This window comes from Ruminococcus sp. 8Y-12 (genome assembly GCF_058119865.1).
In genome coordinates this window covers 4,005,001-4,022,075 of record NZ_CM176623.1, presented here as the reverse complement: position 1 = coordinate 4,022,075, position 17,075 = coordinate 4,005,001, and the positions used below count along the sequence as shown (strand labels likewise).

Sequence of the window (17,075 nt, the reverse complement as noted above, 5' to 3'; positions counted from 1 at the left end):
CGCCTAACAAAGCTGCCGCAGGGCAAGAAGAGTATTCCGGATCACATCCGCTCCGGCCTGTTCATGGATTTCAATACGGATGCCCTGCATTTCCAGACAAATCGAGGGCATATGTAAAGCAACGGTATCTGAAGTACGCTGTTCCGTTTCCCAAAGAGGGATCTGGACAACTTCCTGTTTCTGTGCTGCAGCCTCCACTGCTTCCGGAACCTCGCAGGCTTTTTTGCGCAAAGCCCGGACGTGATAGTAAAATGTGCTGACAGGAATCCCGTTTTCTATGCACCATTGACGGTCGGTAAGCCCACTGGCTCTGCACTGGGTGAGCAGTTTTAACCAATGTTCATCATTTGAAGTTGTACTCATTTGATTCATCTCCTCCAATATGAGATTTTGGAATAATCAGGCACAACAAAAGCGGCCAAAGATGTGAGATTGAAGCGTAGCTTTTGCGACTCCGAGAACCGGATAGGAAGTGAATTACTCCAAGTATCTGAAGTATCTCACAAAAGTTGGAGTTTGACTATCCGGTTGGTTATAAAGCGCTTACTTTTAAAAGAACGTATGCAAAATTGAAACTAGAAAAGGGAGTTTGTCAACAGGTCCTTTTCTTCACATATTCCTTTTAGTGATCACATCAATTTCCCGCCGTTTTAACGGTCATCTCTTTTGGCATTGCAGCTTTGTCAATGCATAACACAGAGACGAAAGATTTGACCTAGGGCTTGTACTACCCCTGCCAAACACGCCGATACTCCCCCGGAGTTACCCCTTCCACCCTTTTAAAAAGTCTGGTAAAATAATTTGCGTCATCCACTCCGCACTCCACACAGATCTTCTCAATAGGTTCCTCCGTAAACCGAAGAAGCTGTTTAGCGCGGGTAATTCGTTTTTCATGCAAGTAACCATTGATGGAGGTCCCGTACTGTTCTTTAAAGACTCTTGTAAGATAGTATTTATTAATAAAAAAACGCTCTGCCAATTCATCCAAGGTAATTTTACATGTATAGTGTTCGTCTAAATATTTTTTAACAGATAATAGATTCTGCTTCTTAGAAGAGCTGCGTCTGGAGATTTCCGGATGCCAGCTCTCTTTCATTATGAGCGTTAACAGGGAGGCTAAATTTTCCTGTATGCTCATGTCTTTTACATATTCATTGGATTGAGCAATTTCATATAATTCAGCCATCAAGATTAAAAAGGAGTCAATATTGTCTGGATGAAAAGCCGGCAGGCCGCCCCGCTCTACATATTTTTCATAGATGCCGTTCATAGCAGGCCCATAGAAATGGACCCAGTGGAGCTTCCACAGGTTTTTGTCTGAGGTGTGGTGTGCATAAGGCTTTCTACAGTCAATAAAAACGCAATCTCCGGCTTTTAAGGCGTATTGCTTATTGTCGTATTGCAGTGTGCCGGAACCACTCTCCACAGCGAAGAAGAGATAGGAGATCAGGTTCTTACGCTTGCTGGTATGGGGCTTTTGGGCCTGCAGTACGCCGGTTTCCTGCAGATGCAGCAGGTTTGTGCGAGCGAATGAGGAGGGGGTATACAGGATGCGGTTGGTAGTGACCAGGGTTCCGTGAAAGAGAAATTCGTTCATGCTGGAAGGCTCCTTTCTAAAAATACTTTTTATAAATCCAGTATAACTGAAATGTTAAAAAAGTCAATAATGTGCTAGAACAGGGCAATATTGTCACTTATCAACCGGCTGTTATTTCTGTAAGATAGTGAACAGGTGTTAAATTTGACCGAAAAAGGTAACGGATCCGTTACGAAAAAAGAAAGGCGAGGATAATACATATGGCAAAGACAGCTCTTATCACAGGAATTACCGGACAGGATGGTTCTTATTTGGCGGAGTTTTTATTGGAAAAGGGATATGAGGTTCACGGCATCACCCGCCGCGCATCCATCTCAAATACAGCAAGAATTGATCATCTGATCGCTGCGGGCAGCATCAGACTCCACGATGGAGATTTATCGGACTCCTCTTCCCTGATTCGCATCATCGGGCTGGTTCAGCCGGATGAGATTTACAATCTGGCGGCACAGTCCCATGTACAGGTATCTTTTGATGTTCCGGAGTACTCCGGGGACGTGGATGCGATCGGGGTACTCCGTATCCTTGAAGCGGTCCGCATCCTAGGCCTGGAGAAGAAAACGAAAATCTATCAGGCATCCACCTCGGAATTGTACGGAAAGGTGGAGGAGGTTCCGCAGAGGGAGACTACCCCCTTTCATCCCTACAGCCCGTACGCGGTGGCAAAACAGTATGGTTTCTGGATTGTGAAGGAGTACAGGGAGGCGTATGGCATGTTTGCAGTAAATGGAATTCTGTTTAATCATGAATCCGAACGCCGGGGAGAGAATTTTGTTACCAGAAAGATTACCTTGGCTGCAGGTCGTATTGCGGAGGGCCTGCAGGATCATCTGGAGCTGGGCAACATGGACTCCCTTCGTGACTGGGGGTATGCGAAAGACTATGTAGAGTGTATGTGGATGATTCTGCAGCACGATACACCGGATGATTTTGTCATTGCTACAGGAGAGCAGCATACGGTCCGGGATTTTACGGAAAAGGCGTTTCAGGCCAATGGGATACGTATCCGCTGGGAAGGCAGCGGAATTGATGAAAAAGGCTATGATGCGGACACGGGCAGGATGCTGGTGAGTGTGAATCCGCAGTGGTTCCGCCCCACGGACGTGGATAACCTCTGGGGTGATCCCACGAAGGCAAAGACCGTACTGGGCTGGAATCCACAGAAAACCAGTTATGAAGAACTGGTGAAAATCATGGCGGAACATGACAGAAAGCTTGCAAAGCAGGAAGCGGCTATGATGGCAGCTATGGACTGAGAGTAAAATAGTTTCAGGCAGTCTAGTATACAGTACACTAGTGCCTGGGTGAGGAGAGATAAGAAGCATGATGGAGAAAAACGCAAAAATATATGTGGCAGGACACAGAGGCATGGTTGGATCTGCCATTGTAAGAGAGCTGGAACGGCAGGGGTATACAAATATTATCACGCGCACACATAAAGAGCTGGATCTGTGCCGTCAGGCGGAGGTAGAGGACTTTTTTGCAGAGGAGAAACCGGAATATGTGTTTCTGGCAGCCGCTAAGGTTGGCGGTATTATAGCGAATCAGGAAGCGCTGGCGGATTTTATGTACTACAACATGATTTTGGAGATGAATGTGATTCATTCTGCATGGGAAAACGGGTGTAAGAAGCTGGAGTTCCTTGGATCTTCCTGTATCTACCCGCGCATGGCGCCCCAGCCCATGAAAGAGAGCTGTCTGTTGACCTCTGAGCTGGAAAAGACAAATGAAGCCTATGCCCTGGCTAAGATTTCCGGGCTGAAATACTGTGAGTTCTTAAACAGGCAGTACGGGACGGACTATATTTCCGTCATGCCCACGAATCTGTACGGGCCAAACGACAATTACCATCCCACCCACAGCCATGTACTCCCGGCGCTGATCCGCCGTTTTCACGAGGCAAAGGAGCAGAATCTTCCCTTTGTCACCTGCTGGGGAGATGGCAGCCCACTGCGCGAATTTCTGTATGTGGACGATCTGGCAAATCTCTGTGTATTCCTGATGAATCACTACAGTGGGAATGAGACAGTGAATGCAGGCACTGGAAGGGAACTGACAATCAAAGAATTGACAGAGCTGGTTGCAAAGGTGATTGGGTATTGCGGGGAGATCCGGTGGGATACCAGCAAACCAAACGGAACGCCCAGAAAGCTTCTGGATGTCTCTAAGAGCGCGGCGCTGGGATGGACCTATAAGACAGAGCTTGAGGAGGGAATCCGGCTGTCTTATAAGGATTTCTTAAACAATCCCATGAGGGCAGAGCGGTAAAAAGAACGAACCGGCAGGTGTGTATATGAGGAGAAAATGATTATGAATATAGTACTTTTATCAGGAGGTTCTGGAAAACGTTTGTGGCCCCTGTCAAATGACATTCGCTCCAAGCAGTTTATCAAAATTTTTAAAACAGAGAGCGGGGAGTACCAGTCAATGGTACAGCGGGTATATCAGCAGATCAAAAAAGTGGATTCAGATGCAACCGTTACGATTGCCACTTCGAAGACACAGGTATCCGCCATCCACAATCAGTTGGGGGAGAATGTAGGGATTTCTGTGGAGCCCTGCAGAAGAGATACGTTCCCGGCCATTGCCCTGGCGACCGCCTATTTGACGGATGTCTGCAAAATCCCGGAGGAGGAAGCGGTGGTGGTATGTCCGGTAGACCCGTATGTGGAGGATGATTATTTTGCGGCGCTTAAGGAATTGGGCAGCCTGGCAGAGAAGGGAGATGCCAACTTAGTCCTGATGGGTATAGAGCCAACCTATCCCAGCGAAAAATACGGATATATCATTCCGAAGAGCAATGAAACGATCAGCCGGGTCTCTACATTTAAAGAAAAACCGGATGCGGAGACAGCGAAGTCTTATATCCGCCAGGGAGCGCTCTGGAATGGAGGGGTTTTTGCGTATAAGCTGAAATATGTTTTGGAGAAAGCCCATGAATTAATAGACTTTACGGATTACCAGGACCTGTTTGACAAGTATGAGACCCTCACAAAGATTAGCTTTGACTATGCGGTTGTTGAAAAAGAAGACAGCATTCAGGTCATGCGTTTTGGCGGGGAGTGGAAGGATCTGGGTACCTGGAACACGCTTACAGAGGCCATGCAGGAAGAGGTCATCGGCGACGCTGTCCTGAATGATAGCTGTGAAAATGTTCACGTGATCAATGAGCTGGACGTTCCTGTGCTGTGTATGGGGTTAAGAGATGTGGTGGTCTCCGCAAGCGCAGAGGGAATTCTTGTGTCAGATAAGGAACAATCCAGCTACATCAAACCCTACGTGGATGAACTGGACCAGCAGATCATGTTTGCGGAAAAGTCCTGGGGAAGCTTCCGGGTCCTGGATGTGGAAAATGAAAGCATGACCATTAAGATCACACTGAATCCCGGACACAAGATGAACTACCACAGCCACGAGAGAAGAGATGAGGTGTGGACCATTGTCTCGGGCGAGGGCCGCAGCATTGTGGATGGAATGGAACAGCCTGTGACAGCGGGCGATGTGGTGACCATGCAGGCAGGCTGCCGGCACACAATCCTTGCGGATACGGAATTGAAGATAGTGGAAGTGCAGCTTGGTAAGGAGATCAGTGTCCATGACAAAAAGAAATATGAGCTTGAATGGTAAACCATTTCTTTTAAAGCCGGCCGGAAAGGATTACTTGTGGGGCGGAACCCGATTAAAAGATGAGTTTTCAAAGGAGATGGATCAGGATCCTCTGGCGGAAACCTGGGAATGCTCCACCCATCCGGATGGAACCAGTGTGGTTGCATCCGGGGAGCTGGAGGGGATGCTTTTATCAAATGTACTGAGAGAGCATCCCGAGTACCTGGGAACCCATCCCAGGACAGGCGGGGAGCTGCCGATTCTGATTAAACTGATTGATGCGAAAAAGGATTTATCCGTTCAGGTGCATCCCGATGACGTCTATGCCAAAGCGCATGAAAACGGTTCTCTTGGAAAGACAGAGATGTGGTACGTGCTGGATGCCGCGAAGGATTCCAGGCTGATTTATGGATTTTATCATGATATGGAGAGGGAAACCCTGGAGAGAAGCCTCTCCGAAGGGACAGTGGAGAAGTATCTGCAGAAAGTACCTGTACATAAGGATGATGTCTTCTATATCGAGGCAGGTACGGTTCATGCCATCGGCGCTGGCGCGCTGATTGCAGAAATTCAGGAAAATTCAAATCTGACCTACCGACTTTATGATTACAACCGCCGGGATAAGGACGGAAATCTGCGGGAGCTGCACGTGGAAAAGGCGTTGGATGCGGTCAACTTAAAAGGCAGTGCCGAACCGAGACAGCCGATGCGCGTGCTCAAATATAAACGGGGAATTGCCTCAGAGTTTCTGTGCCGGTGTAAATATTTCCAGGTGGAACGCGTGCTGGTCAACACAGAGCGCACAAGAAACATGGCTGATTTTCAGACCAACAGCAATTCCTTTCAGGTGCTGCTGTGCGTGGATGGCTGTGGAATTTTATTAGATGAGAATACGCCTATTAATTTCTTTAAGGGGGACTGTATCTTTGTGCCTGCCAATTCTGTTCCAATGAAACTGCATGGGAAGGCACAGCTTTTGAAGGTGAGTTGTTAACAGGTGACGAAATGCGAGAATAAGTGTTTTATCCACTCAGTGAGTTTGTGCTGGGTGGTTTTTTATGTATTAATATGTAAAATAGCATAATACTTGTTGGAACTAATGAATGAATGGTATAATAGAGAAACATACAGATCTAAAATATGAGAATTTAAGAAGGTAATAAAAGGAAATGAAATGGATTCAAGAGTACTATCCATATCTGCAAAGTGATATAGAGGATGTATTGGGATATATTCCGGCTAGCATCATTACAGGCGCATTGGGGACATTAGTCATATTGATACTATATCGAATTGGTACAGGGAGTTGGCAATGGAAGAAAGGGTTTTGCTATCTGCTTTTTCTGACGTATTTGATAGCTGTAGTACAGATAACATACCTGTCTCGTCTGCCTGGGTCAAGGACAGGGATAGAGTTGGGCCTGGGAGCCACCTGGGGAACAACCGTGCAGGCACACTCCTATGTGATAGAAAATGTTTTGCTGTTTGTTCCCTTCGGAATTTTTTTTCCTATGCTGGGGCGTGTTCCAAAGCGTATCTGTATTCCAGTGGCAATACTTGTCAGTAGTTTGATTGAAGGAATGCAGTACCTAACCCAGAGAGGTTTCTGCCAGTTGGATGATGTCGTGGCTAATTCGCTGGGGGCTATTATTGGATATATGATTATTATTTTGCTGAAGAGATTACAGAAAATAATGAAAAGAAGAATATATGAGGAAAAGTATTAGTTATGTATACAAATTAGAGGAGGGAAAGAGAGTATGTCATTGATCAATTGTCCGGAATGCGGAGGAACTGTATCAGATAAGGCGAAGAGCTGTCCTAAATGTGGGTATCCACTTTTAGAAGAATTAGATTATACTAATGAATTATCTGGAGTTGTGTCTGTAGGGTCTGTAGCGTAACTTTTTCGCAAGTTATGGTCAAAGCAGCTGTTTATGGCATAGGAACCTAACACTCTGACAACAGCATTTCAACCATATTCTCCAGCATATTGCGTTTCATTTGTTTAATGGAAGAACCGAACTGCCGGCTAACTGTCCTACCATAAAAATCTCCACCTTATCTATACACACAGCCTGAATTCTGATATAATGATACGAATAAACGCTCACCGAAAACAGATGAAAACAATATTGAGGTATATCTATGCAAATCCCAGAAAAACAGTTCAATGATATCGTAAATTACTATCTATCCGCCCAGAAAACATCTCACTCCACTCTACTGCACACAGCAAACGAGTTCGGTATTTCATTTCTGAAGGTTCGGAAAATTCTCATCACAGCAGGAGTATTCAGTACCAAGACCAGCCGGGAAGTGAACCGGCTGGCTGTGGAGGGAAAGAGCATTGAAGAGATTCAGGAACTCCTGCAATTGAGCCGAACCTCTGTTAACTCTTACCTGCCCTATTCGGAGGATGTATTCTGTGCACAGATTCCCGGAGCAGATGAAGAGGATTCCGACCAGAAACGCCAAATGGCTGTGAAGGAGTTAAAGCGGAGTGTGGAACGCGCGGTAACTCTGACAGAAGCTGACGCTATGGAGGGGCTGGACGATTTGCTGTGGGAGACGCTGACATTTTTCCAGAAGGATGTTTTTCATACAGCCAAAGGTCTGGAGTATGATTACAGCATAAAGGGAAATGAGATGTTTGTGAGCAGGAAAGATAAATCCATCACAAAGGCAACGGCATTGGTGGCCTTCCACAAAGCGATGGAACTCAGACGGACCGTTGGGGAGGTGACGGGCCCAAAAAAGCTGGGGACTTTCGGAGCTAGTTACCTGTATCCCATTTTTAGAAGGATTGGCGTGATCACAGAGATTGGAAAAGAGGAAGATTCATGAGACATATCAAAAAATTTTATATAATTGCAGCGCTTTTGATCAGTACCCTTACCTTTCAGGCATCCGTTTTGCCTGCTCAGGCTTACACGGAGGAGGAGAAGCAGATGGTTAAGAACTGGCTGTCCTCCCATGGATATTCCCCAACAATGGACGGGGCGTACCAGGCATATCAGGATTATCTGGATGGCAAGTACGATTCCAGCGGGAATGTGATAGATCCGTCAGAGCCGCAGACAGGGGAGCCACAAACCTACTCCTTTGATGAGAACACAGGGGATGATACAGGCAAGGGATCAGGAGATCAGAGCGGGAATGGAGATGGCCAGAAAGGAGGGCAGCCTTCCGGAGATCAGACTGAGACAGCGCAGACAGAGACAGAATCCGAAACGGAGACGGAATCACAGAGTGAGACGGAAACCCAGACGGAGAGTGAAACCAGGGCTGAGACAGAGAAAGAGTCAGAGACAGTTTCTCAGTCGGAGACACAGGCAGAGGTAAAAAAAGCACAGTCACAGGTGCCGGACTGGGGAAAGGCAGTTGTCTTTGGGGTAACGGTTGTGGCTGCCGGAGGTACGGTTGCCGCAATCAAATATAGAAAAAAGAAAAAGGAGCAGGGATAGGCTGCTTGTATTTCAGGCACGTTTTCCAGGACTTCAGACAAATCTTATTGCAATTTTCTTCCTTTGGCGTATGATAAAGATACCGATTAACAGAGGAGGGGCCCCCTTCTGTAAGCTGTGATAAACTTGGAAGGAGAGATTGTATGAAGAAAATAAGGTTTACTGCAATTTTACTGTTGTCAGCGCTCATGCTCTGCGCCTGCAAAAGCGGAGGTTCCCTGGCGGATGTCTTCAGCGAGGATGAGGTCAGGACAAAGGCGGAGGAGGCTATCGAGCTGTTCAATGCCAAGGAATATCAGAGCCTGATTGAAATGGGAAATGATGAATTTCAGGCGGCGGTAACGGTAGAGCAGTTTGAGACGGCGGGGACGACAGCCATGGATAAGCTGGGGGAATTTAAATCTGTAGACAAATTTGCGATTGCAGGGCAGCAGGATAATGAAAAGAACGACTATGCTGCAGTGGTGGCAGTGGGAGAATACGAGCAGGGCAAGATGCAATTTACTATGGCGTTTGATGATGAGATGAAATTGGTGCAGTTCTTTATCAAATAACCTGTGAATAGAAAGAAAGAGGTGTCTGGGTGAGAAAGAAATTATTGCTTTTTCTTGCAGGACTGGCATCCTTTGGTGTATCCCAGCTGGTGCTCAGGATTCCGCTGCTGAAGTTATTTTACGACACGGAGACGTATCTCTATGCATCCCTTGTCATTCCCATGGTGATGTCCTGGATTATTGCATTTACGGCCGGACTGTTTGAGGAGACCGGCAGACTTGTTTTTCTACAGTTTTTTAAGAAGAGCAGGCTGTCGCTAAGTGACGCTGTCACTTTCGGGCTGGGACACGGTCTCATGGAGGCCGGGTGGCTGCTTACAGCCATGGTCCAATACATTGTATCCAACGGTTTTTCGCAAAATATGGTCCTGGGACTTTTGGAGAGAGTTTTTGCACTGATCATTCAGGTATCTCTGGCGATACTTGTGGTCATGGCAGTGAATGGGCGCAGGATCAGGTGGTATCTGCTGGCTCTGCTGCTTCACACGGTTGTGGATGGGATACTGCCGTATTTTACATCAGCAGTGGTTCTTGAAGCAGCTCTGGGTATGGAATCCCTTGGCATACTTGCCCTGTCCTTGGCGCTGTGGCGTAGGATGCAAAAACAGTCAGAAACATAAGCTATCAGTACAGTGATTCGAGAAACCGTTCCTGTTCCAGGTCATCGACAGCCTCATCGTAGGGAGTTGTGATGTGTATGCAGGAGTAGAGAACTGTGATAAAGCATATGAGTATGGGAAATAGTAAGATTACTGACCATGTCATATATAATCACACCTTTCAGTAAAGTGTATAGTTTTTAGTTTAAATGCCTATATTTTAGTATATGGTAATTTCGGTTATTTTATACAAAAACCAGGTTAGAAACACAACATAATTGACAAAAGCGCGTAAGTAATAGCAGGACCACATTGACACATTAATTCTGCGCTGATAAAATGTTTAGAGGCCAAGAGCATGCATCTTTGTAAAGGGTGGATGCTTTTTGTGCATTTACAAAATGGACATGAAGAAAGCGGACAGAATATGAAAAATACAAAAAGTAAAAAGAGACGTAAGAAAAATAAATTTGAGAGATTATTGGCGTACAGTGGGGCCTTTTTTATGACGCTTCTCATTGGTATTGCCCTTGTATATAATTTGTATGTGCTTATGAACCCAAAATGGGACACCTTTTACGGGGATACACGGATAGCTGAGTCAGAGAAGGGTGCAAATACAGATTCGGAAAAGGAGAAAGGGCAGATAACAAATATGTCAGAAAGCCAATGGGAAGAGGGAGCAGATGATCAGAAGGGAAAGGATGCAGAGAAAGGTGACAATCAGGAAAGCGTTTTGATAGACGAAACAAGGGAAAGCAGCACTGCTGTGGAGAAGGAAAAAAGAGCAGGCGGTGACAGAAGAACGGACAGTGAAACGGAGTGGAAACTTTACAATTATGGTAAGGAGAACGGGGATTCTGAACCTGAAGATAATTTTAAGCCTTCCGACCCGTCTGATTCCATCAGAAAGGAGGACGAGGAGGAAACTACGCGGCCGGAATCTGAAAAACCGGAGGAGCCGGGTACAGAACAGGAGTCAGACTCAGAGCGGGAGTCGAACGATCCTGTAGAGTCAGAGGATGGCGGAGAGGAAAATCCGAAACCGCCCGCTTCTGTAGTGAGCCTTGTCTGCGAGGGTGCAATCATGGCGCCTCTGTGCATTGGTGCAGACCACCTGAGCATTGATGGGATGACCATATGGGCAGTCTATAGCGATGGGAATAAATTGCAGGTGGACCTGAATCAATGTGCAATTCTGGGTGTGCAGACTCAGAACCCGGGGACATACAAGGGGATGATTCGATACATGGGCAAAACAGCGGAATTTAGTTATCAGGTGGCTGCATACCAAGTGGATATTGAGCTGAACGGTGGATTTGCAGTGAGCGGCAATGGGCTCACCTATTATCTGGATAACTACACTTTGGATCAGGTGTTTATTCCGGAAAAGTACGGGTTCATCTTTGATGGCTGGTATTTAGACGCCGCATTTACCAGGAGAGTGGAGTTTCCGTATAAGGCTTCCTTTGGAGAGTGTAAGATAAAATTCTATGCCAAGTGGGTGGAAGCGGAAAGCCCCTATGTGATTACCAATGGGATGATTACAGACTTTAAGGGAGTAGTGGATGACTGGATGATAAGACTGCCGGACAAGGGCTGTTACGGCATTGCGCAGGATGCTTTTAGAAATTTGAAAAGCAGCACTTCCCTGAGGATGATTGATATTCCGCCAAATTATACAAAGATTGAGCCAGGGGCGTTTCGGGGACTGAAAACTTTGACCTCCATCAATATTGATTTCAAGAACTCTGTGTACGCTTCGGAGGATGAGGCAGTCTACACGAAAGATAAGAAGACAATTGTGGCCTATCCCGAAGGAATCACTGGCGAATATGCGATGCTGCCAAGCAGGATGGCGGAACATGTCGGGAAAATGGCATTTGAGGGCTTCTCTTTGACCAAAATTGTTTTTCCACCGTCGATTAAGACAATCGATGCCTATGGGATTGGGGAAAGTGTAAAGCAAATTCGGTTCACGGGAACCACCCTTCCAGAATACATTAGTCCTCTGGCTTTCGGAAATTTGGCAAAGGCAGGAAACCTGGTGATTGAGGTTCCAAATGAGTGCATAGAGGAGTACAGGGCTATGTTTGAAAGAATTGACAAGAGACTTGCAAAAGTAGTGGTGGGTTTTTAACCATACGTTCAACAGAAAATGATATATTGGTAAAATATGGTTGACACAATTTTGTGGGATTGTTAGAATGACTTTAGGATAAGCTGATCAAATTGTAAATGAAAAGGATAGATATCCTAAATCAAATGGGAGTGTACAAAAAGAGAGCGATGAGAGCGGTTTTAAATATAGAAGAAGTCAGGATAAGCGGGAAAACCAAACTATTAGAAAAGTCTGTGACAGAGGGTATTATACTTATATTAATAGTTTTGATGCTTGTATCAGTGGTAAAAAATGCCCGGTTTCCGGCAAAACAGTTCCAATATCAGAATGTGCAAAGTGAAATGAGATTTGAAAAAGGAGTATTGATAAACCCGGATCAGAAGGGACTAGATATCTTCAGAACAGAAGGGGTGGATGACACGCAGCCAGCGAATTTTAAAGGCATAGACTACATGGATCAAGAGATGATAGAAGGCGGTAAAGCCGCAACGGACCTTGAGGACAAGGAGTCAATCTATAATATTAACAGCAATGTTTGCCAGTACCCGAAATGGGGATTTCCGGATGAGAGGGGGTATAAGGAATCGGGAGAAAGGACCGAAGTCGTCACCTCCTCTGGGCGTGAAGCCGCAGAACAGGGGATAGTGGCGGCAGAGACTAAACGGGAGGAAGAGGACAGAACGGCAGGAGAAAGTGAAAACTATGAGGAACCAGAGGTACCGCCTGCGGCAGTGCTGACCAGATTTGTGTGCGAAGGAAGTTTGGCAGCGCCGGTCTGTGTCGGGGCGGAGAGTCTGAATCTGGAAGGTTTGAGGCTATATGGCATATACAGCAACGGAGAGAAGGTATCCATTGACTCGTCCAAATGTACGGTACTGGGATTTTATACAAAGACTCCCGGCAGTTACAAAGGTATGCTAAAATATCAGGGAAAGCTGGCGGAGTTTTCTTATCAGGTGGCTGCTTATCAGGCTGAGATCGAGTTAAACGATGGATATATAGAAGGGGCAAATGGACTGTACTACTATTTTGATAATTATATTTTGAAGGAAGTGGATAGTCCTCTGAAAGATGGATATACTTTTTGTGGATGGTATCTGGATGAAGCCCTCACCAGAAAAGCAGAGTTTCCTTACCGGACTGCATTTGGAAAGGACAAGATTAAGCTATATGCCAAATGGGTGGAAGCAGTGAGCCCGTTTGTGGTAACGAACGGTATGATCACCGGTTTTACCGGGCGTGTGGAGAATGGGATGATACGTCTGCCGGACAAGGGCAGCTATGGGGTTGCCCGGGATGCGTTTGTAAACCTAAAGGGAGATCTCAAGATGATCGACATTCCGGCCAACTACACAAAAATAGAACCAGGTGCTTTTAGCGGGCTTCGTTATCTTGAAAGTATCCATATTGATTTTAAAAATCCCGTGTACACATCTATAGATGAAGCTGTCTACACAAAAGATAAAAAGACTCTGGTGGCCTATCCAGAGGCAAGAGTAGGGGTGTACCCCATGAGAGAGGACAGGAAGGCAGAGCATATCGGAAAGCTGGCTTTTTACAATTCCTCCCTGACAATGGTGGTGTTTCCCACTTCTATTAAGACCATCGATGATTATGCCATAGGCGGAGATATTCAGACGGTCCGCTTTACAGGGGAGACGCTCCCAGAGTATATCAGCCCCAGGGCGTTTGGGAATATTTCGAGAACAAAATGTCCTGTGATTGAGGTTCCGGACAATTGTTTGGAAGAATACCGGGAAATGTTTGCGCGGATTCATCCAAATTTGGCGGATGCTGTCGTAGGATACAAAAGTTAACAGGTAACTATTCAACAGGTCTGCGCATTTACTGCGCTGACCGTAAGAAAATGATTCAGGGTGCAAAAATCCCGTCACCGAAGGTGTTTTAAATGGATTTTTGGATGTAACTGTGAAGGAACTGAGCAGTTACGTTAACAGTTGTAAAAAAATTCAGGAAGTTTTCACAAAATAAAGTTGAAATAATGCCTCTCTCGTTATAAAATAGAGGGGACAAGATACTAGATCACCGCAGAAAAGGGGGATTATATGAGGGACAAGAAAAGGTTTGCAAAGCCATTGATTCTGGCAGCTGTTGCAATGCTGGCAGTGACCGGATGTAAAGGTAAGGGAGACGAGACAGGGACCAGCACGGAGTCGACGTCAGCAACAGAGACGCAGTCTGAGCCGGCTGTGGTGACCAAGGTTACGTATACAGCACAGGATGGAAGGTTTTCAATTGTACTGCCGGACTCCACCTGGAAGAACACAAACAATGATGTTAACAATGTAGCTTTTGCCTCAGAGGGACAAGGTGAAATTACAATCGGATATTTTAGCGGCGATTATATGGACACGCTCCCCATAGGGTCAACAGAGGAACGCCTGCTCAAGAGACTGAAAAAAACAGGAGTGGACACGGATAATGTGCAGGTGAGCAACTTCCAGTTTGACAAGTCTACGGGAGTCAAGGTTTGTTCCTATACACTTACCTATAAGGATACCACAGCAGGTGTTTTCTACACGTCCGCAGTGATCAGGGCCACGGACAGCGAAGGATTCCAGGTAATGGGCAATGTGAAAAAGGGAGACACTGCACTTCTTGCAAGTGTACAGGAAGCAGTCAACAGCTTTCAGCTTCTGAAGGATCTGTCCGGCAGTGCAGGCGGCGAGAGCAGCGAAGGCACGAACAGTACAGAGGAGCAGGATGGCAGTGGAAGTACAGACAGCAGCGGAGGAGCTTCCTCAGGGAGCCAGGAGGAGAGATACTTCTTTGATGAGGAAGGCAACACTATCTATACAACTGAGAACAGCGATGGTAAATGGGTGGACAAAAATGGTACGGTTTACTATTTCTATGAGGACGGAGTAGAAGACAGCAATGGTACCTGGTACTATTATGATCCGCCTTCATACAGGAGCGGAAGTTCAGGAGGTTCTTCTTCCTCTGGCAGTTCTTCCAGCTCAGGCGATTCAGCGGATTACTATGATTTTTATGATAAAAACGGTAATTATGTGAAAGCTACAAAGGACAGCAATGGAAACTGGGTTGGAGATGATGGAAAGACATATACCTTTGGAGAAAAAGGTGTGACAGACTCTGACGGAAACTTCCATCCATATTAAAAGAAAACGAAAAGCAGAAAGTGAGAGACTTTCGGAGGTCACCTGCAGGTTTTGCAGGTGATTTTTTCTGATATCGTGTTTCATGGGAGAAACTTCCTGTGATACAAAAATATGATAAGTACGGAGGATAAGAATGGAAAGGGTAACCAGATTTATCAATGAGCGTATACTGCCGGATACGGCAGCGCCGCTCTTTGACCAGGCGCAGGAATTTGAGGAGCTTATGATGATGTACAGCTGCGCCATACGGGAGGTAAAGACAAAGCTGGAGGTGTTAAATGATGAGCTTTCCGTACGGTACAACAGAAATCCCATAGAATTTATCAAGTCCAGACTTAAAAAACCGATCAGTATTTTAAAGAAATTGGAGAAAAACGGCTATGAGCTTACTTTAGAGTCAGTGATGGCGAACTTGAATGATGTGGCCGGCGTGCGGGTGGTCTGCTACTTTATTGACGACATCTACGATGTGGCCAGATGGCTGGCAAAGCAGGATGATATCCGACTGCTGGAGGTAAAGGATTATATCAGGCATCCGAAAAACAATGGTTACCGCAGTCTGCACATGATTGTGGAGATTCCAGTGTTTTTCTCAGAGGAGAAACGGCAGATGCGGGTAGAGGTGCAGATAAGGACCATTGCTATGGATTTCTGGGCCAGTCTCGAACATCAGCTTCGCTATAAAAGGGACTTGGATAAAGTGGATAATCCAGAAGCCATTGGGAAGGAGCTGAAACAGTGTGCCGAGATCATTGCAGACACAGATCTGCGTATGCAGGAGATACGAGAAAAGATCGGAGTTTTCACAGAACTTACATAATTACCTGCTATAATCTGCCATAGAGATAAAGAATGGGCGAAAAGCGTGGTAAGGTATGAATCAGGGAGGTACTTGGAAATGGAACGGTTGAAAGTATTAGTTGTAGATGACGAGAGCAGAATGCGCAAACTGGTGCGGGACTTTTTGACAAAAAAGGATTTCGATGTGATGGAGGCGGAAAACGGCGCACAGGCCATTGATATCTTTTTCGCAGAAAAGGACATATCGCTGATCATTCTGGATGTCATGATGCCTAAGATGGATGGGTGGGAAGTATGCCGGGAGATCCGGGCCTACTCACAGGTTCCAATCATCATGCTCACGGCCAGGGCTGATGAGAGGGATGAACTACTCGGCTTTGAACTGGGAGTGGATGAGTATATATCCAAACCATTCAGCCCAAAGATACTGGTGGCCAGAGTGGAGGCGATTCTGAGGAGAACCAATGCCATTGCACCTGATGAAGTATTGAAGGCAGGAAACATTGAAGTAAATAAAGCCGCCCACCTGGTGACGGTTGGTGGTCAGGCAGTGGATTTGAGTTTCAAGGAGTTTGAACTGCTCACTTACTTTATGGAAAACCAGGGGATTGCCCTCTCAAGGGAAAAGATACTTAACAGTGTGTGGAATTATGATTACTTTGGGGACGCCAGAACTATTGATACCCATGTGAAGAAGCTGAGAAACAAACTTGGAGACAAAGGAAACTATATCAAGACCATCTGGGGGATGGGATATAAGTTTGAGGTAGAGTAATGAAACACTCAATAAAAAAGCAGATGGCATTTTTGTTCATTGGGCTGATGGTATTTATTCTGTTGGCCAACTGGCTCATCAACAATATTTTTCTGGAGAGTTACTATGTGATGAAGAAAAAAAATGTGTTGGTGGAGGTTTACGAGTTTGTTAACCAGACAGAGGATCCCAATGAATATGTGGACAATGTATTTCTGCAGCGCGCCGGAAATATCTGTGAAGCCAACAACATCAGCCTGGTGATTCTGGACCTGGATTTTAAACGTGTTTGTGGTACGAATGACAGTGGGCCGTTGCAAGGGCGGCTTTGGGGATACAGTGTGGGAGTGGATGATTCTTCCGTGAAGATTTTGGAAAAGACGGATAATTACACGCTTCACAAGAGAAAAGACATCAGGAGAAAGTCAGATT

Annotated in this window: 19 protein-coding genes (1 of these 19 running past the window's edge); 16 read left to right on the top strand and 3 right to left on the bottom strand. The window is 45.9% G+C overall.

The window, feature by feature from the left end:
* Window positions 1-3 precede the first annotated feature (3 nt).
* Together tnpA and AC0THY_RS16160 are read right to left on the bottom strand one after the other, a co-directional pair.
* On the bottom strand, window positions 4-363 hold the full coding sequence (gene tnpA, locus AC0THY_RS16165) for an IS66 family insertion sequence element accessory protein TnpA (protein WP_489991625.1): 360 nt from the start codon (window positions 361-363) through the stop codon (window positions 4-6).
* 364 nt (window positions 364-727) lie between these two features.
* Window positions 728-1,597, bottom strand: coding sequence for an AraC family transcriptional regulator (locus AC0THY_RS16160; RefSeq protein WP_489991624.1), 870 nt, complete (start codon window positions 1,595-1,597; stop codon window positions 728-730).
* Window positions 1,598-1,797: 200 nt separating this feature from the next.
* Between AC0THY_RS16160 and gmd the strand changes: the two genes are divergently transcribed.
* From gmd to AC0THY_RS16110, 10 genes are all read left to right on the top strand, one after another.
* Window positions 1,798-2,853, top strand: a complete 1,056-nt coding sequence (gene gmd / locus AC0THY_RS16155; RefSeq protein WP_489991623.1) for a GDP-mannose 4,6-dehydratase — start codon at window positions 1,798-1,800, stop codon at window positions 2,851-2,853.
* Between the two features lie 67 nt (window positions 2,854-2,920).
* On the top strand, window positions 2,921-3,865 hold the full coding sequence (locus AC0THY_RS16150; RefSeq protein WP_489991622.1) for a GDP-L-fucose synthase family protein: 945 nt from the start codon (window positions 2,921-2,923) through the stop codon (window positions 3,863-3,865).
* A 42-nt stretch (window positions 3,866-3,907) separates the two neighbouring features.
* The gene (locus tag AC0THY_RS16145) at window positions 3,908-5,224 is read left to right on the top strand and encodes a sugar phosphate nucleotidyltransferase (RefSeq protein WP_489991621.1); all 1,317 of its coding nucleotides are present in this window, start codon (window positions 3,908-3,910) and stop codon (window positions 5,222-5,224) included.
* Complete coding sequence (locus AC0THY_RS16140; RefSeq protein WP_489991620.1) at window positions 5,193-6,197, top strand: type I phosphomannose isomerase catalytic subunit; 1,005 nt, start codon at window positions 5,193-5,195, stop codon at window positions 6,195-6,197. Before AC0THY_RS16145 ends, AC0THY_RS16140 begins: the two co-directional genes overlap by 32 nt.
* A gap of 175 nt (window positions 6,198-6,372) precedes the next feature.
* Window positions 6,373-6,930, top strand: a complete 558-nt coding sequence (locus AC0THY_RS16135) for a VanZ family protein (RefSeq protein ID WP_489991619.1) — start codon at window positions 6,373-6,375, stop codon at window positions 6,928-6,930.
* 33 nt (window positions 6,931-6,963) lie between these two features.
* Window positions 6,964-7,107 (top strand): zinc ribbon domain-containing protein, encoded by a 144-nt coding sequence (locus AC0THY_RS16130; RefSeq protein WP_489991618.1) that lies wholly within the window; start codon window positions 6,964-6,966, stop codon window positions 7,105-7,107.
* Window positions 7,108-7,351: 244 nt separating this feature from the next.
* A complete protein-coding gene (locus AC0THY_RS16125; RefSeq protein WP_489991617.1) occupies window positions 7,352-8,050 on the top strand; it encodes a hypothetical protein in 699 nt (232 codons plus the stop codon).
* Window positions 8,047-8,670, top strand: a complete 624-nt coding sequence (locus AC0THY_RS16120) for a hypothetical protein (RefSeq protein WP_489991616.1) — start codon at window positions 8,047-8,049, stop codon at window positions 8,668-8,670. Before AC0THY_RS16125 ends, AC0THY_RS16120 begins: the two co-directional genes overlap by 4 nt.
* A 143-nt stretch (window positions 8,671-8,813) precedes the next feature.
* A complete protein-coding gene (locus AC0THY_RS16115; protein WP_489991615.1) occupies window positions 8,814-9,224 on the top strand; it encodes a DUF3887 domain-containing protein in 411 nt (136 codons plus the stop codon).
* Between the two features lie 29 nt (window positions 9,225-9,253).
* A complete protein-coding gene (locus AC0THY_RS16110) occupies window positions 9,254-9,844 on the top strand; it encodes a YhfC family glutamic-type intramembrane protease (RefSeq protein WP_489991614.1) in 591 nt (196 codons plus the stop codon).
* Between the two features lie 4 nt (window positions 9,845-9,848).
* On the opposite strand, the gene AC0THY_RS16105 is transcribed toward AC0THY_RS16110, so the two are convergent.
* Window positions 9,849-9,989, bottom strand: a complete 141-nt coding sequence (locus AC0THY_RS16105; RefSeq protein WP_489991613.1) for a hypothetical protein — start codon at window positions 9,987-9,989, stop codon at window positions 9,849-9,851.
* A gap of 261 nt (window positions 9,990-10,250) precedes the next feature.
* On the opposite strand from AC0THY_RS16105, the gene AC0THY_RS16100 reads away from it, so the two are divergent.
* The 6 genes from AC0THY_RS16100 to AC0THY_RS16075 form a co-directional block, all read left to right on the top strand.
* The gene (locus tag AC0THY_RS16100; protein ID WP_489991612.1) at window positions 10,251-11,963 is read left to right on the top strand and encodes a leucine-rich repeat protein; all 1,713 of its coding nucleotides are present in this window, start codon (window positions 10,251-10,253) and stop codon (window positions 11,961-11,963) included.
* A 323-nt stretch (window positions 11,964-12,286) separates the two neighbouring features.
* Window positions 12,287-13,762: a leucine-rich repeat protein gene (locus tag AC0THY_RS16095; protein ID WP_489991611.1), complete on the top strand. Its 1,476-nt coding sequence runs from the start codon at window positions 12,287-12,289 to the stop codon at window positions 13,760-13,762.
* Between the two features lie 249 nt (window positions 13,763-14,011).
* The gene (locus AC0THY_RS16090) at window positions 14,012-15,088 is read left to right on the top strand and encodes a hypothetical protein (protein WP_489991610.1); all 1,077 of its coding nucleotides are present in this window, start codon (window positions 14,012-14,014) and stop codon (window positions 15,086-15,088) included.
* A 133-nt stretch (window positions 15,089-15,221) separates the two neighbouring features.
* Entirely contained in the window at window positions 15,222-15,908 is a 687-nt protein-coding gene (locus AC0THY_RS16085) for a GTP pyrophosphokinase (RefSeq protein ID WP_489991609.1), read from the top strand.
* Between the two features lie 78 nt (window positions 15,909-15,986).
* A complete protein-coding gene (locus tag AC0THY_RS16080) occupies window positions 15,987-16,664 on the top strand; it encodes a response regulator transcription factor (RefSeq protein WP_489991608.1) in 678 nt (225 codons plus the stop codon).
* On the top strand, window positions 16,664-17,075 hold the 5' end (the start) of the coding sequence (locus AC0THY_RS16075; protein WP_489991607.1) for a sensor histidine kinase. It continues 1,082 nt past the right edge of the window; 412 of the gene's 1,494 nt are visible here — the first part of the coding sequence; its start codon is at window positions 16,664-16,666; the stop codon falls past the right edge of the window. The genes AC0THY_RS16080 and AC0THY_RS16075 overlap by 1 nt, the downstream gene beginning before the upstream one ends.

Coding starts and splice junctions, on each gene's coding strand:
- AC0THY_RS16080 (WP_489991608.1), top strand. CDS start 15,987: ATGGAACGGTTGAAAGTATTAGTTGTAGATGACGAGAGCAGAATGCGC.
- AC0THY_RS16095 (WP_489991611.1), top strand. CDS start 12,287: ATGAGATTTGAAAAAGGAGTATTGATAAACCCGGATCAGAAGGGACTA.
- gmd (WP_489991623.1), top strand. CDS start 1,798: ATGGCAAAGACAGCTCTTATCACAGGAATTACCGGACAGGATGGTTCT.
- AC0THY_RS16140 (WP_489991620.1), top strand. CDS start 5,193: ATGACAAAAAGAAATATGAGCTTGAATGGTAAACCATTTCTTTTAAAG.
- AC0THY_RS16085 (WP_489991609.1), top strand. CDS start 15,222: ATGGAAAGGGTAACCAGATTTATCAATGAGCGTATACTGCCGGATACG.
- AC0THY_RS16090 (WP_489991610.1), top strand. CDS start 14,012: ATGAGGGACAAGAAAAGGTTTGCAAAGCCATTGATTCTGGCAGCTGTT.
- AC0THY_RS16105 (WP_489991613.1), bottom strand. CDS start 9,989: ATGACATGGTCAGTAATCTTACTATTTCCCATACTCATATGCTTTATC.
- AC0THY_RS16100 (WP_489991612.1), top strand. CDS start 10,251: ATGAAAAATACAAAAAGTAAAAAGAGACGTAAGAAAAATAAATTTGAG.
- AC0THY_RS16145 (WP_489991621.1), top strand. CDS start 3,908: ATGAATATAGTACTTTTATCAGGAGGTTCTGGAAAACGTTTGTGGCCC.
- AC0THY_RS16135 (WP_489991619.1), top strand. CDS start 6,373: ATGAAATGGATTCAAGAGTACTATCCATATCTGCAAAGTGATATAGAG.
- AC0THY_RS16130 (WP_489991618.1), top strand. CDS start 6,964: ATGTCATTGATCAATTGTCCGGAATGCGGAGGAACTGTATCAGATAAG.
- AC0THY_RS16160 (WP_489991624.1), bottom strand. CDS start 1,597: ATGAACGAATTTCTCTTTCACGGAACCCTGGTCACTACCAACCGCATC.
- tnpA (WP_489991625.1), bottom strand. CDS start 363: ATGAGTACAACTTCAAATGATGAACATTGGTTAAAACTGCTCACCCAG.
- AC0THY_RS16115 (WP_489991615.1), top strand. CDS start 8,814: ATGAAGAAAATAAGGTTTACTGCAATTTTACTGTTGTCAGCGCTCATG.
- AC0THY_RS16120 (WP_489991616.1), top strand. CDS start 8,047: ATGAGACATATCAAAAAATTTTATATAATTGCAGCGCTTTTGATCAGT.
- AC0THY_RS16125 (WP_489991617.1), top strand. CDS start 7,352: ATGCAAATCCCAGAAAAACAGTTCAATGATATCGTAAATTACTATCTA.
- AC0THY_RS16150 (WP_489991622.1), top strand. CDS start 2,921: ATGATGGAGAAAAACGCAAAAATATATGTGGCAGGACACAGAGGCATG.